Source organism: Serratia sp. 506_PEND (assembly GCF_001076875.1).
GTDB lineage: Bacteria > Pseudomonadota > Gammaproteobacteria > Enterobacterales > Enterobacteriaceae > Serratia > Serratia marcescens.
In genome coordinates this window covers 1-13,264 of sequence record NZ_JVEL01000102.1, presented here as the reverse complement: position 1 = coordinate 13,264, position 13,264 = coordinate 1, and the positions used below count along the sequence as shown (strand labels likewise).

General features: G+C 61.8%; 12 protein-coding genes and 1 pseudogene. 8 read left to right on the top strand and 5 right to left on the bottom strand.

The features are described from left to right. The 5 genes from ppk1 to ADK28_RS03000 form a co-directional block, all read left to right on the top strand. Positions 1 to 1,131: polyphosphate kinase 1 (gene ppk1 / locus ADK28_RS03020; protein ID WP_048794842.1), on the top strand; the 1,131-nt coding region annotated here is incomplete at its 5' end. A gap of 10 nt (positions 1,132 to 1,141) precedes the next feature. Continuing rightward, entirely contained in the window at positions 1,142 to 2,692 is a 1,551-nt protein-coding gene (gene ppx / locus ADK28_RS03015; RefSeq protein ID WP_016926719.1) for an exopolyphosphatase, read from the top strand. Between the two features lie 179 nt (positions 2,693 to 2,871). After that, positions 2,872 to 3,054: a YfgG family protein gene (locus ADK28_RS03010; protein WP_004941600.1), complete on the top strand. Its 183-nt coding sequence runs from the start codon at positions 2,872 to 2,874 to the stop codon at positions 3,052 to 3,054. Positions 3,055 to 3,157: 103 nt separating this feature from the next. Beyond that, the gene (gene mgtE / locus ADK28_RS03005; RefSeq protein ID WP_048794841.1) at positions 3,158 to 4,591 is read left to right on the top strand and encodes a magnesium transporter; all 1,434 of its coding nucleotides are present in this window, start codon (positions 3,158 to 3,160) and stop codon (positions 4,589 to 4,591) included. Positions 4,592 to 4,867: 276 nt separating this feature from the next. Beyond that, positions 4,868 to 5,221, top strand: a complete 354-nt coding sequence (locus ADK28_RS03000) for a DNA-binding protein (RefSeq protein WP_048794840.1) — start codon at positions 4,868 to 4,870, stop codon at positions 5,219 to 5,221. Between the two features lie 8 nt (positions 5,222 to 5,229). Here the strand turns inward: ADK28_RS03000 and alkA are convergent, their stop codons facing one another. The 3 genes from alkA to ADK28_RS02985 all read right to left on the bottom strand — a co-directional run bounded on the left by alkA (position 5,230) and on the right by ADK28_RS02985 (position 8,879). Continuing rightward, on the bottom strand, positions 5,230 to 6,720 hold the full coding sequence (gene alkA / locus ADK28_RS02995; protein ID WP_048794839.1) for a DNA-3-methyladenine glycosylase 2: 1,491 nt from the start codon (positions 6,718 to 6,720) through the stop codon (positions 5,230 to 5,232). Between the two features lie 161 nt (positions 6,721 to 6,881). Further along, positions 6,882 to 7,721 (bottom strand): oxidoreductase, encoded by an 840-nt coding sequence (locus ADK28_RS02990; RefSeq protein ID WP_033639657.1) that lies wholly within the window; start codon positions 7,719 to 7,721, stop codon positions 6,882 to 6,884. Between the two features lie 147 nt (positions 7,722 to 7,868). Then, positions 7,869 to 8,879, bottom strand: a complete 1,011-nt coding sequence (locus tag ADK28_RS02985; RefSeq protein ID WP_048794838.1) for an AraC family transcriptional regulator — start codon at positions 8,877 to 8,879, stop codon at positions 7,869 to 7,871. Positions 8,880 to 9,138: 259 nt separating this feature from the next. On the opposite strand from ADK28_RS02985, the gene yegD reads away from it, so the two are divergent. Together yegD and ADK28_RS02975 are read left to right on the top strand one after the other, a co-directional pair. Next, a complete protein-coding gene (yegD, locus tag ADK28_RS02980; protein WP_048794837.1) occupies positions 9,139 to 10,491 on the top strand; it encodes a molecular chaperone in 1,353 nt (450 codons plus the stop codon). Positions 10,492 to 10,542: 51 nt separating this feature from the next. Further along, on the top strand, positions 10,543 to 11,109 hold the full coding sequence (locus tag ADK28_RS02975; RefSeq protein ID WP_016926712.1) for a GNAT family N-acetyltransferase: 567 nt from the start codon (positions 10,543 to 10,545) through the stop codon (positions 11,107 to 11,109). Here ADK28_RS02975 and ADK28_RS02970 read toward each other — a convergent pair. Beyond that, positions 11,106 to 11,723, bottom strand: coding sequence for a pyridoxamine 5'-phosphate oxidase family protein (locus ADK28_RS02970; protein ID WP_048794836.1), 618 nt, complete (start codon positions 11,721 to 11,723; stop codon positions 11,106 to 11,108). The genes ADK28_RS02975 and ADK28_RS02970 overlap by 4 nt on opposite strands. Before the next feature lie 61 nt (positions 11,724 to 11,784). Next, positions 11,785 to 12,738: an aldo/keto reductase gene (locus ADK28_RS02965; protein WP_033632388.1), complete on the bottom strand. Its 954-nt coding sequence runs from the start codon at positions 12,736 to 12,738 to the stop codon at positions 11,785 to 11,787. A 272-nt stretch (positions 12,739 to 13,010) separates the two neighbouring features. Here ADK28_RS02965 and ADK28_RS02960 point away from each other — a divergent pair. Beyond that, positions 13,011 to 13,264: pseudogene (locus tag ADK28_RS02960) on the top strand (multidrug transporter subunit MdtA); the annotation flags it as partial.

Here is a 13,264-nt window from a genome sequence, read left to right as displayed (position 1 = left end):
GTCAACAAGCCGCTGCCGCGCCTGCGCCACATCTGGTTCGACGGTTTCCGCAACGGCTTCGACGCCATTCGCGAAAAAGACGTGCTGCTCTACTACCCGTACCACACCTTTGAGCACGTGCTGGAGCTGCTGCGCCAGGCGTCGTTCGATCCGAGCGTGCTGGCGATCAAAATCAACATCTACCGCGTGGCGAAAGACTCGCGCATCATCGAATCGATGATCCACGCCGCGCACAACGGCAAGAAAGTCACGGTGGTGGTCGAGCTGCAGGCGCGCTTCGACGAAGAGGCCAACATTCACTGGGCGAAGCGCCTGACCGAGGCCGGCGTACACGTGATCTTCTCCGCGCCGGGGCTGAAAATCCACGCCAAACTGTTCCTGATTTCGCGCCGTGAAGGCGATGAAATTGTGCGCTATGCTCATATCGGCACCGGCAACTTTAACGAAAAAACCGCGCGCATCTACACCGACTATTCGCTGTTGACCGCCGACTCGCGCATCACCAACGAGGTGCGCCGGGTGTTCAACTTTATCGAGAACCCCTACCGGCCGGTCACCTTCGACAACCTGATGGTGTCGCCGCAGAACTCGCGCCTGAAGTTGTATGAGCTGATTGACAACGAAATCGCCAACGCCCAGGCCGGGGAACAGGCCGGCATTATGTTGAAAATAAATAATCTGGTGGATAAAGGGCTGGTAGATCGGTTATATACCGCGTCCGGCGCCGGCGTGAAGATCCGTCTGCTGGTGCGGGGCATGTGTTCCCTGATTCCCAACCTGCCGGGGATCAGCGACAATATTCAGGTGATCAGCATCGTCGATCGCTTTTTGGAACACGATCGGGTTTACGTTTTCGACAACAAAGGTGACAAACGGGTGTATCTGTCCTCCGCCGACTGGATGACCCGCAACATAGATTACCGTATCGAAGTGGCGGTATCGCTGCTGGATCCGGCGCTGAAACAGCGCGTTCTGGACATTCTGGAGATCCTGTTCAGCGATACGGTCAAGGCCCGTTATGTGGATAAAGAACTGAGCAACCAGTACGTGCCGCGCGGCAACCGCCGCAAAGTGCGCGCCCAGGTGGCTATTTACGAGTATTTAAAAGCTCTGGAACAACCAGGACAGTAGGCCAGCAACTATGCCGCTAAAAAACACTGCAACGAACAAACCGCAGGAAATCGCCGCCATCGACCTCGGGTCGAACAGTTTCCACATGGTGATCGCCCGCGTCGTCAACGGCGCCTTACAGGTATTGGGCCGTTTAAAACAGCGGGTGCATCTCGCCGACGGATTGGACAGCAACAACGTACTCAGTGAAGAGGCGATAGAACGCGGCCTGGCCTGCCTGGCGCTGTTTGCCGAACGGCTGCAGGGCTTCCCGGCGGATAACGTCACCATCGTCGGGACCCACACCCTGCGTCAGGCGGTGAACGCTGAAGTGTTCCTCAAGCGCGCCGCCAAAGTGATCCCCTACCCGATCGAAATCATCGCCGGCCAGGAAGAGGCGCGTCTGATCTTCATGGGCGTGGAACACACCCAACCGGAGAAGGGCCGCAAGCTGGTGATCGACATCGGCGGCGGCTCCACCGAGCTGGTGATCGGCGAAGACTTCGAGCCGCTGCTGGCGGAAAGCCGCCGCATGGGTTGCGTCAGCTTCGCCCAGCTGTTCTTCCCGGGCGGCGAGATCAGCAAAAACAACTTCCGCCGCGCGCGGCTGGCGGCGGCGCAGAAGCTGGAAACGCTGGCCTGGCAGTACCGCATTCAGGGCTGGCAGTACGCGCTGGGCGCCTCGGGCACCATCAAGGCCGCCCACGAAGTGCTGGTGGCGATGGGCGAAAAAGACGGTCTCATCACCCTGGATCGCCTGGAAATGCTCGCCGAACAGGTGCTGCAGTTCAAAAGCTTCGGCTCGTTGAGCCTGCCGGGGCTGTCGGAGGATCGCCAATCGGTATTCGTGCCGGGGCTGGCTATCCTGTGCGGCGTGTTCGACGCGCTGGCGATCCGCGATCTGCGCCTGTCCGACGGCGCGCTGCGCGAAGGCGTGCTGTATGAAATGGAAGGCCGCTTCCGCCACCAGGACATCCGCAGCCGCACCGCCAAAAGTCTGGCCGATCACTACAACATCGACCGCGAACAGGCCAAGCGGGTGCTGGAAACCACCGAGCTGCTCTACTCGCAGTGGATGGCGCAAAACACCAAGCTGGTGCATCCGCAGCTGGAGGCCCTGCTGAAATGGGCCGCCATGCTGCACGAGGTGGGGCTGAGCATCAACCACAGCGGCATGCACCGCCATTCGGCCTACATTCTGCAAAACTCCAACCTGCCCGGCTTCAACCAGGAACAGCAGCTGCTGCTGGCGGCGCTGGTGCGTTTCCACCGCAAAGCGATCAAGCTGGAAGAGCTGCCGCGCCTCAATCTGTTCAAGAAGAAACACTACCTGCCGCTGATCCAGCTGCTGCGTCTGAGCACCCTGCTCAACAACCAGCGGCAGTCGACCACCACGCCGGAAACGCTGCGCCTGACCACCGACGACAACCACTGGACGCTGCGCTTCCCGGCCGGCTACCTGGCGCAGAACAACCTGGTGCAGCTGGACTTCGAGCGCGAGCAGGCCTACTGGAACGACGTCGTCGGCTGGAAGCTGCTGATCGACGAAGAAGGCTCGCAAGACGAACAGCGCTCCGCCTGATCCCCGCCCCCTGCCAGCCAGGGGGTTTTTCTTTCCGCCCCGCCCCGTCAACCTAAACGAAACCCTAATACGCCGCGCCGCACGCCGGAAAAAAATGGACAACTTTTGTCATCAGCGCCTAAAATCCGGTTACAAATTCTCGAGCGAATAACACAGGATACCGGCATACCGGGTGATATATGCGCAAGAAAACCACCGGACAGATGACGAAGATAGTGTTGTTTATCAGCTTTATCATTTTAGTCGGCCGACTGCTGTACGCCGCCGTGGTGGCGGTGCCTCATCATCAGGAAAAAAAGCAGGCCGCTGCGCAAAACGCCGCCGAAGTCAGCGCCCCGCAACAGGACGCCTCCTCTGAATAACCGCCGCGCCCCGTCCGTTTCATAAAAATGACGCCGGCACTCGCTATGCTCTATCTTTTAATGAGCCTGCGTCAGGAAGGCCGAGCGCCCGTTAAGGAACACCATGTCAGCCGCAACCCATAACGTCAAAAAAGTCGCTGAACACCGCCAGCGCATTCTCACTCTGCTGTTGAACAATAAGGAATTGGTCGACGGCATTCTCGGCCGGCCAGGGGATGAACACGCCCTCAGCCAAAGCGAACTGCTGAACCAGACGGCGGAAATCACCGGCCTGCTGGACGACATGCACGCCGCCGACCTTGCGGACCTGCTGGAGGCGCTGCCACAAGACGAACGTATGGCGCTGTGGCGGCTGGTGGGCAACAGCAAGCGCGGCCAGACGCTGGTGGAAGTCGCAGAACCGGTCTGGGACAGCCTGATCGAGGAAATGAGCGACAAAGACCTGCTCAAAGCGATCAAAACGCTGGACGTCGACGAACAGGCCTACCTGGCGCAATACCTGCCGCGCAACCTGATGGGCCGGTTGCTGACCTCGCTGGAGCCGGAACAGCGCGCCCAGGTGCGCGAGATGAGCCAGTACGCCAAAGACAGCGTCGGCTGGATGATGGATTTCGAACTGGTGACGGTGCGGCCGGACGTCACGCTCGGCGCGGTGCACCGCTTTTTGCGCATGCGCAAAACCATTCCCGACGCTACCGATAAACTGTTCGTCACCGACCGCAAAAACACCCTGCTGGGCGAACTGCCGCTGACCGCAGTGCTGCTGAACGACCCGGAGGTCCCGGTGCGCGAGGTGATGGACAGCGATCCCGCCACCTTCCAGCCCGAAGACAAGGCCGATGAAGCGGCCGGCGCGTTCGAACGTTACGACCTGATCAGCGCCCCGGTGGTTGACGCCAAGGGCAAACTGATGGGCCGCCTGACCATCGAAGAGATCGTCGACGCCGTCAACGAAGAGAGCGACACCAACCTGCGCCGCATGGGCGGTTTGAGCCCGGAAGAAGACGTGTTCGCCCCGGTCAGCAAGGCGGTCAAGACCCGCTGGGCCTGGCTGGCGATCAACCTCTGCACCGCGTTCGTCGCCTCGCGCGTGATCGGCCTGTTCGAACACACCATTTCCCAGTTGGTGGCGCTGGCGGCGCTGATGCCGATCGTCGCCGGTATCGGCGGCAACACCGGCAACCAGACCATCACCATGATCGTGCGCGCGCTGGCGCTGCACCAGATCGAAGTCGGCAACATCTCGCGCCTGATGCTCAGGGAGCTGGGCGTCGCCATCATCAACGGCGTGGTGTGGGGCGGCATCATGGGCGTGGTCACCTGGCTGCTTTACGGCGACGCGGCGATGGGCGGCGTAATGACGCTGGCGATGCTGCTCAACCTGCTGCTGGCGGCGCTGATGGGCGTGGTGATCCCGATGACCATGCTCAAACTGGGCCGCGATCCGGCGGTCGGCTCCAGCGTGCTCATCACCGCGCTGACCGATACCGGCGGCTTTTTCATCTTCCTCGGCCTCGCCACTCTGTTCCTGCTGTAATACGCCAAAAGCCGGCCCTGTGCCGGCCCTTTCCACCGGATGACATCGTTGAAAACGTGCCCTGATGATTCGCCAGAATAACAGAGCCCCCGCCGCCATTTGCCGCGTTCAAACCACGCCGTATTCCCTCATCCGTCACATTATGTTAACCAAGACAAGATTAGTGATATAAATAACACCTGAGGCTTAAACGATTAAGTAAGATGAAGCGCCCATGCGAGTATCAGCGTATCCGTTGATTTTCCTCGGCATGTGATGGCTCAGGGATAAGGGACTATGGAAAAGAAATGGTTTTCCGCCAGGGAACTGATGGGTAAGGCGGGCTTGCCTTCAACTCCGCAAGGGGTCAATTTGATGGCCCGGCGTGAAGGCTGGGTCAGCCGCCGCCGCAGCGGCGTACAGGGCAAAGCGCTGGAATACCATATCGATAGCCTGCCGTTCGGCGCGCGCAGCCTGTCGGCCTTGCGCGAGGCCGATCATCCGGAGTACGACGTCAAACGTCAGGATCCGATACGGGTCTGGATCGAGCATTACTACCACCTGACGCCGGCCGAGCGGGAAAAGCTGCTGGCGTTCCTGATGCGCGAGGGCATGAGCCGCTTGCTGCAGCTGATCGACGCCCCTCGCTAACTCTGCGTTCAACTCTCCCCTTCCGGTGCCCAGCCGTCGTTGTGCCACAGATGCAGCGTGGCGTAAGAACGCCACGGGCGCCAACGTTCGGCGTAGCGTTCTATCTGGCGCGGCGTCATGCCGGGAAAACGCTGTTTGATCAGATAATCGCCGGCCAGGAACACGTCCGGCCACGACCAGGCGCGCATCGCGATATAGCTGGCGGTCCAGCTGCCGATGCCCGGCAGCGCGGTCAGCGCCTTGATGCCCCGCTCGATATCCAGCACGTTGTCGAGCTGCAGCCGCCCTTCGCCCAGCGCGCGGGCGATCTCGATCAGCGCCGCCGCGCGCTTCAGCTGCACCCCGAGCGGGCGCAGTTCTTCGGGCTGCAGCCGCGCCACCCGTTCTGCGGTGGGGAAGACATGGGTGATGCCCTCATGCGGCGTCGCCAGGGCTTCCCCCCAGCGTTCGGCCATCCGCCCGGCGAAGGTCGCCGCCATTTTTACGCTGACCAACTGGCCCAGCACCGCCCGCGCCGCCTGCTCGAAACTGTTCACGCAGCCCGGCAGGCGCAGCCCCGGCGCATCGGCCGCCAGCGAGCCCAGCGCCTCATTGATGCGATCCGGCGCGGCGTCCAGATCAAACAGCAGGCGCACCCGGCGCAACACCTCCGTCGTCACCAGACTGAGCGCAGGCGCGATCTCGACCCGAACCCGATTGCGCGCCTCTTCCGGCTGCACGCTGACCCAACCGCAGTGTTCCGTGCCGCCCTGGCTGACGGCGATCGAGCGCAGGTAACGGCGTCCGTCGACCCGTTCCACGCCCTGCACGGCGCGCGCCTGCAAGAAATTCAGCATGCGCTCCCAGTCATAGGGCGGCCGATAGCCCAGGTGAAACACCAGCCCGCTGGCGGCGGCCCGTTCACCGCGCGCGCCGCCGCTGCGCAGCGCTGACGGGATCAGGCGGTAGCGCGCCTTGAACAGCTCGTTGAAACGCCGCAGGCTGCCGAAGCCGGCGGCGAACGCCACCTCGCTGAGCGGCAGATTGGTATCCGCCAGCAGGCGCTTGGCTTGCAGCAGCCGGTGCGACTGCGCGTAATCGATCGGCGAAGCGCCAAACTGTTCGGCGAAGATGCGCCGCAGATGGCGATCGGAAATGCCCAGCCGCGCCGCCAGCGCTTCGCAGCTGTGTTCGGACAGATATCCCTGCTCGATGAGCTGCACCGCCACCTGCGCATAACGGTTGCCCAGATCGATCAGCGCCAGACCGGGCGCCAGCTCCGGCCGGCATTTGAGGCAGGGGCGAAACCCCGCCAGTTCAGCCGCCGCCGCGCTCGGATAAAAGGTGCAATTTTCCCGCTTCGGCGTGCGGGCGCTGCACACCGGACGGCAATAGATACCGGTTGAAGAGACGCCGACGAAAAAGCGTCCGTCGAATTTGCGGTCACGCGCGCGCAGCGCGTCGTACAACGCTTGCTGTTGAGTATTCATGGCAACGCTCGGGGTCGGTTTTTTCGGCATTATGGGGCTCGGCTGGCGCGCTGACGTGCGGAATTCGGACATTAAGTTACGCGCCTTCCCGCCGTCCAGATTAGCGATTGTCTTTAATGATTATGCGTCTTAACAGCGTTCAGACGCACCATTTTTACCGCCACCGACATAAAGCCCCGCAGCCCGACGATTTATTGCCCCTGGCGCGGTACCCCCAATGCCCGACGCATCAGCCCATCGAAGGCGCGATCGGACAACAAGCGCCGCAGAAAAATCAACGGTTTCGCGCCAAACCCCACCGCATAGCGCGTTTTCGGACGATGGGCGGCGATGGCTTTGGCGATCGTATCGGCAATCACGCTCGGCGGCGATTGCCGTTTCTTGCTGGCGTCGCTGACCATGGCGTGGGCGACAGCATGAGCCTGAGCGGCGTACTCGCTCTGGCCGGAAACGCCGATCAGTTTTTCCGCGGCGATATCCGCCCATTCACTCTGGATGCCGCCGGGTTCGATCACCACGACGTCGATGCCGAAAGGTTGCACCTCCATGCGCAGACAGTCGCTGATGGCCTCCAAGGCGAATTTGGTGCCGTGATACCAACCGCCCAGCGGCGTATGTATTTTTCCGCCCATCGACGTAATATTGATGACGGTGCCGGAGCGCTGCGCTCGCATGTGCGGCAAAATCAGCTGCGTCAGCCGAACCGCACCGAACACATTCACATCAAATTGAGCGCGAGCCTCATCCGCAGAAACGTCTTCAATAGCGCCATAGGAGCCGTAACCGGCGTTATTGACCAGCACATCGATACGCCCCGTTTCGGCGATGATGGTCTTTACCGCCTGCGCCATGGAAGCATCGTCGGTGACGTCCAACGGCAAAACGCGAATGCCAGCGGCAACCAGAGCCTGCATGCGCTCAACCCGGCGGGCGGCCGCATAAACGGTGTGCCCATGCTGCTTTAACGTGACGGCGGTGGCTTCACCAATACCGGACGAGGCGCCGGTCACCAGGATCACTTTGGACTTCATACTGACTGCTCCTTATTAGGATGATTGCGTTGGCGACTGCCTGCGCAGTCTGTATGTTGTCCACTTTAAGCGACGGGCCCTGCCGCAACCATGTCGAACCGCGCCAATCAACTCGCAGAATGCGCCAACGTGAACAGCGCCTCTCGGCTAATTCAGCCGCATCGCCTGGCGAGCCGCTTCCGGCGTTTGCCCTGTCCATTCGTGAAAGGCGCGGAAGAAAGAGTTCGGCTCTTCAAAACCGAGCAAAAAGGCAATCTCTCCGCTGGTAAGGGTCGAATGCTTAAGATAGTGGCGCGCCAATTTTTCCCGGGTGCCATTGCTCAGCGAACGAAAACTCTCGCCCTCATCTTCCAGACGCCGCTGCAGCGTCCGGCGGCTCATGCCCAATCTTGCCGCCACCGCATCGATGCCGGCGGTATTGCTGGGAATCAACTCCAGCAGCACCGCACAAACGCGCTCTCCGGTGGTTGCCGTGGCGCCCAGTTCACTGAGGCGACGACGCAGCTCGGGTTCGAAAACGCGCCACATGCCCTCATTCACTGTCAAAAAGGGACGCAAGGCATCTGCGGAGGAGAAAGTAATGCCCGGCCCTGCCCCAGGCGTTACCGCGCAGCCGAAGAAGGCTGCCAAGGGGCGCGAAATGGCTGCAGGCGGCAGTTCAGGCAAGGTGATACGGCGCGCTTTTACCGGTTCGCGCGTGGCAAGCTGCGCCAGCCGAACATAAAATGCCAGCTCAGCCACCAGCAAAGACGCCGGTGCTGCCTCCTCCGCCAACAGCCAGCGGGGTGAAATCGTCATTTCGCCTTCAGGGCCGATGGCGAGCTCCAGGCTCATCGGCGCCGTAAGTTGCTTGTATTTCGCTAACCGCTGGACAGCTTGCGCCAGATTGGCGCTGCACAGGGCGGCGAATATCGGAGGGTCAAACGATTCCGTTGACATCAGCGCAACGATTTTCAACGGAAACAACGGGTCGCCCGTTCCTTCCTCCATCGCGCGCCAGAAGCGGAAATATTCTTCCGTTGTGATCCCTTCCGCGGTGCGTGACAACAGATCTTCAGGCAATGCAGCCCGGCGTAAAACATCCGTCGGCTGGAGTCCCAGATCTTTCAGCAGGGTTCGCCAGCCGATATTCATGAGAAAGGTAGAGTTGCGCGTCATGGAATCCTCATCGCAGAGTCATAGGGAAAGGCATTCCCCGCTCGGAATACCTGTTGAGTATAAAGAAATGGCGTGCGTCTTGATGGGCGAAGCACGCCATTTTCATAGCCGACTGTGCCATTGCTGCGGCTTGAGCGTTATTCACACTGAGAAAGTTCGCGCACGCTAAATTTTTCGACACTCGCGCATTGGCGCATTGCCCGCCGGCCCCGTCTCGGGTAAAGTCGCCCCCCTTCATTGGCATGGGGACAAAAAAGAGATGTTTATTGGATTCGACTACGGGACAGCCAACTGTTCCGTTGCAGTGATGCGCGACCACGGCCCCGAGCTGTTGACGCTGGAAAACAACGCGCCCTATCTGCCTTCGATGCTGTGCGCGCCGACCCGCGAAGCGGTGAGCGAATGCCTGCACCGCCATTGGCAGATCCCGACCGGCAGCGAAGAAAACCAGCAGCTGCTGCGCCGGGCCATCAGTTACAACCGCGAAGAAGACATTCCGGTCAACGGCGACAGCGTGCTGTTCGGCCTGCAGGCGCTGGCGCACTACATGGAAGATCCGGAAGAGGTGTACTTCGTGCGCTCGCCGAAATCCTTCCTCGGGGCCAACGGCCTGAAACCGCAGCAGATCGCGCTGTTCGAAGACCTGGTGTGCGCCATGATGTTCCACATCAAACGCCAGGCGGAAAACGTGCTGCAGACCGGCATCGATCAGGCGGTGATCGGCCGGCCGATCAACTTCCAGGGCATCGGCGGCGACGAAGCCAACCGGCAGGCGCAGGGCATTTTGCAGCGCGCCGCCGAACGCGCCGGTTTCAAGGACATTGAATTCCAGTTCGAGCCGGTGGCGGCGGGGCTGGACTTCGAAGCGACGCTGAGCGAAGAGCAAACCGTGCTGGTGGTGGACATCGGCGGCGGCACCACCGACTGCTCGGTGCTGCTGATGGGGCCACAGTGGCGCGACCGCGCCGATCGCCAGCAGAGCCTGCTGGGCCACAGCGGCTGCCGGGTCGGCGGTAACGATCTGGACATCATGCTGGCCTTCAAACAGCTGATGCCGCTGTTCGGCCTGGGCGGCGAAACCGCGAAAGGCATCGCCCTGCCGGCGCTGCCTTACTGGAATGCGGTGGCGACCAACGACGTGCCGGCGCAAAACGATTTCTACAGCGCCGCCAACGGCCGCGTGCTGCGCGATCTGATCCTCGACGCGGCGGAGCCGGAAAAGGTCAAGCGCCTGCTGAAAGTGTACCAGCAGCGCCTGAGCTACCGATTGGTGCGGGCGGCCGAAGAGAGTAAGATCGCCCTGTCCGGCCAAACGGCCATTAGCGCGCCGCTCAATTTCGTGCAGGCCGATCTGGCGGAGAACATCAGCCAGGCTCAGCTCACCGACGCCATCTCGCAGCCGTTGATGCGCATTCAGGAGCAGGTCAGCGCCGCGCTGGCCAGCAGCCAGACCGCGCCGCAGGTGATCTACCTGACCGGCGGCAGCGCGCGCTCACCCCTGCTGCGCGCCGCGCTGCAACAGCAGCTGCCAGGCATTCCGATCGTCGGCGGCAACGACTTCGGCTCGGTCACCGCCGGGCTGGCGCGCTGGGCGCAAACGCTGTTCCGTTGACAGCCCAAGGGCGCGGCTCGCCGCGCCCTTGTTCATTGGAGGCTATGCATCATGTCGACCATCCTTACCCTCGACAGCGCCAGGCTGCGGCTGCGCCCCTGGCGTGATGACGATCTGCCGGCCTTTGCCGCGCTCAACGCCGATCCGCAGGTGATGCGCTATTTCCCGGCGCCGATGACGGCCGAGGGAAGCCGCGCGCAGGCCGAACGCATCCGCGCCTTCATGCAACAACACGGCTGGGGGCTGTGGGCGGTGGAAGTGAAAGGCGGCGCGCCCTTTATCGGTTTTGTCGGGCTGGCGCGGCCGGGCGACGACCTGCCTTGCGCCCCCTGCGTGGAGATTGGCTGGCGGCTGGCGGCGGCCCACTGGGGCAACGGCTACGCCGCAGAGGCGGCGCGCGCCGCGCTGGCGTGCGCCTTCGACACGCTGCACTTGCCGGAAGTGGTGTCCTTCACCGCCGAAGATAACCAGCCGTCGCGCCGGGTGATGACGCGCATCGGCATGCGCTTCGACGGCGAAACCTTCCTGCACCCGCGTCTGCCGGCGGGCCATCCGCTGCAACAGCACGTCTTGTACCGGCTGAACCGGCAAACGTGGCGCGAACGCCACGGCGATTAATACAGCGTATCCTTCAGCCGCTGCGGCAGCGCGCTGTCGTACTCCTCACCGTCGAAGCGCGTTTGGCTCACCGCGGCCAAAATATGGCCGGGGCTGGGCAGCGCCGAACGTTCGAGGCGGCTTCCCTCTTCCCACAATCCCGAACGCAAGATCGCCCGGCTGCACTGGAAGAACACCGCCTCCACCCGAATGCGCAGCACCGAACGCGGCAACTGGTTGCGGTAGGCGAAGCGCTGCAGCACCGCCGGCGCCACCACGATCTCCGCCCGCCCGTTAATCCGCAGCGTTTCGCCGATGCCGGGGATCAGCAACAGCAGCGCCACCCGGTTATCGTGCAGGATATTGCGCAGGCTATCGATGCGATTATTGCCGCGCCGGTCCGGCAGCAGCAGGGTTTTCTCGTCTTCGATCTGGATAAAACCGGCCGGATCGCCGCGCGGGGAAACATCCATGCCGTCCGGCCCGACGGTCGAGAGGGCGGCAAACGGCGCCGCCTCGATAAACGGACGGTACGCCGGGTGGATATAGCTGACTTCTTTAAAAACCGAGGGCGCGGCGGGTTTGCCGTAAAGCTGTTCCAGCGCCGCGAGGTCGTTGATGATATCGCCAGACATTGCAGTTTCCTGAATAAGTCATATTGACTCCTTCAGCATAGAGCAAAATCGCCGGCGACTCTTACTCAGCGCTGGCGTGGTTCAGCGTCTGAATGTCGTCCGCATCCAGCGTCAGGCGGGTGGCGCTGACCAACTCATCCAACTGCGGCAACGAGGTGGCGCTGACGATCGGCGCGGTGATGCTCGGGCGCGCAATCAGCCAGGCCAGCGAGACCTGCGCCGGGGAGCTGCCGTGTTTGCCCGCCACCTGATCCAGCGCCGCCAGAATGCGGAAACCGCGCGGGTTCAGGTAGCGTTCGACGATGCGATCGCCGCGCTGGCTTTTGCCCTCGTCCGCTTTGCTGCGGTATTTGCCGGTCAGAAAACCACTGGCCAGCGCGAAGAAATTGATCACCCCGAGCCCGTGGCGCTGCGCCACGCCTTCCAGCTCGGCTTCATACCCTTCGCGCGCATACAGATTGTACTCCGGCTGCAGGGTTTCGTAGCGCGCCAATCCGTTGTTCTCGCTCACCCGCAGCGCTTCTTCCAGGCGATCCGCCTGATAGTTGGAGGCGCCGATCGCCCGCACCTTGCCGGCTTTGATCAGCGCATCGAACGCCGCCAGCGTCTCTTCCAGCGGCGTATCGCGGTCATCGTCGTGCGACTGGTAGAGATCGATATAATCGGTTTGCAGACGGCGCAGCGAATCTTCCACCGCCTGCTGAATATAGCGCGGCGACAGCCCCTGTTTGCCTTCGCCCATCGGTTTGCCCACCTTGGTGGCGATGATCACCTGGTCGCGCTTGCCGCTCTTCTTCAGCCATTCGCCGATGACGGTTTCCGATTCGCCGCCCCGGTTGCCCGGCGCCCAGCTGGAATAGACATCGGCGGTATCGATAAAGTTGAGCTGATTGTCCACCAGCGCATCCAGCAGGCTGAACGAGGTCGCTTGATCCGCCGTCCAGCCGAACACGTTGCCGCCAAAGGTCAACGCCGGCACCTGAATGCCCGAACGGCCCAGTTGTTTCTTGCTCATCACAAAGGCTCCATGGGTTAAATGATTTGCCTGTTAATTATTAGCGCCAAATGCAGGAAATCGTTAAAACGTATTGGCTATAAGCCGGAATAAATCACTTATAAACATAGCACGCGCAAATCACCCACTTATTAAGACAATGCTGACGGTTCCTCCATATTTCCTTCATTTTTATGCCGTCTTCGCTGGCTAAACTAGTATCCTGTAAGGAGTGTCATTTTTGTGGCAATGAGTGCCCGCGCCCCTGCCTTTTGGAGAGAATTTTCACCACCATGAATGCAAAACCCCAACGTCGTTCCCTGCTGCTGCGCCTGCTGGCTGCGGCGATTGCGATCATCGTCGCCGTTCTGGCCTGGCGCCATTTCAGCGCCGTTCAACCGACCGCCGGGACGACGCCGGGCGCGCACCAGGCCGCCGGTAAAACGGGAGCGGGCCGCGCGGCGGGCGGCAGACGCGGCGCGCCAATGTCGCCGGTGCAGGCGGCGACAGCCACGCAACAAACCGTGCCGCGCTATCTTTCCGGCTT

Excerpts from the sequence above, each read along its gene's own strand:
- ppx (WP_016926719.1), top strand. The coding sequence starts at position 1,142 with ATGCCGCTAAAAAACACTGCAACGAACAAACCGCAGGAAATCGCCGCC.
- ADK28_RS03010 (WP_004941600.1), top strand. The coding sequence starts at position 2,872 with ATGCGCAAGAAAACCACCGGACAGATGACGAAGATAGTGTTGTTTATC.
- mgtE (WP_048794841.1), top strand. The coding sequence starts at position 3,158 with ATGTCAGCCGCAACCCATAACGTCAAAAAAGTCGCTGAACACCGCCAG.
- ADK28_RS03000 (WP_048794840.1), top strand. The coding sequence starts at position 4,868 with ATGGAAAAGAAATGGTTTTCCGCCAGGGAACTGATGGGTAAGGCGGGC.
- alkA (WP_048794839.1), bottom strand. The coding sequence starts at position 6,720 with ATGCCGAAAAAACCGACCCCGAGCGTTGCCATGAATACTCAACAGCAA.
- ADK28_RS02990 (WP_033639657.1), bottom strand. The coding sequence starts at position 7,721 with ATGAAGTCCAAAGTGATCCTGGTGACCGGCGCCTCGTCCGGTATTGGT.
- ADK28_RS02985 (WP_048794838.1), bottom strand. The coding sequence starts at position 8,879 with ATGACGCGCAACTCTACCTTTCTCATGAATATCGGCTGGCGAACCCTG.
- yegD (WP_048794837.1), top strand. The coding sequence starts at position 9,139 with ATGTTTATTGGATTCGACTACGGGACAGCCAACTGTTCCGTTGCAGTG.
- ADK28_RS02975 (WP_016926712.1), top strand. The coding sequence starts at position 10,543 with ATGTCGACCATCCTTACCCTCGACAGCGCCAGGCTGCGGCTGCGCCCC.
- ADK28_RS02970 (WP_048794836.1), bottom strand. The coding sequence starts at position 11,723 with ATGTCTGGCGATATCATCAACGACCTCGCGGCGCTGGAACAGCTTTAC.
- ADK28_RS02965 (WP_033632388.1), bottom strand. The coding sequence starts at position 12,738 with ATGAGCAAGAAACAACTGGGCCGTTCGGGCATTCAGGTGCCGGCGTTG.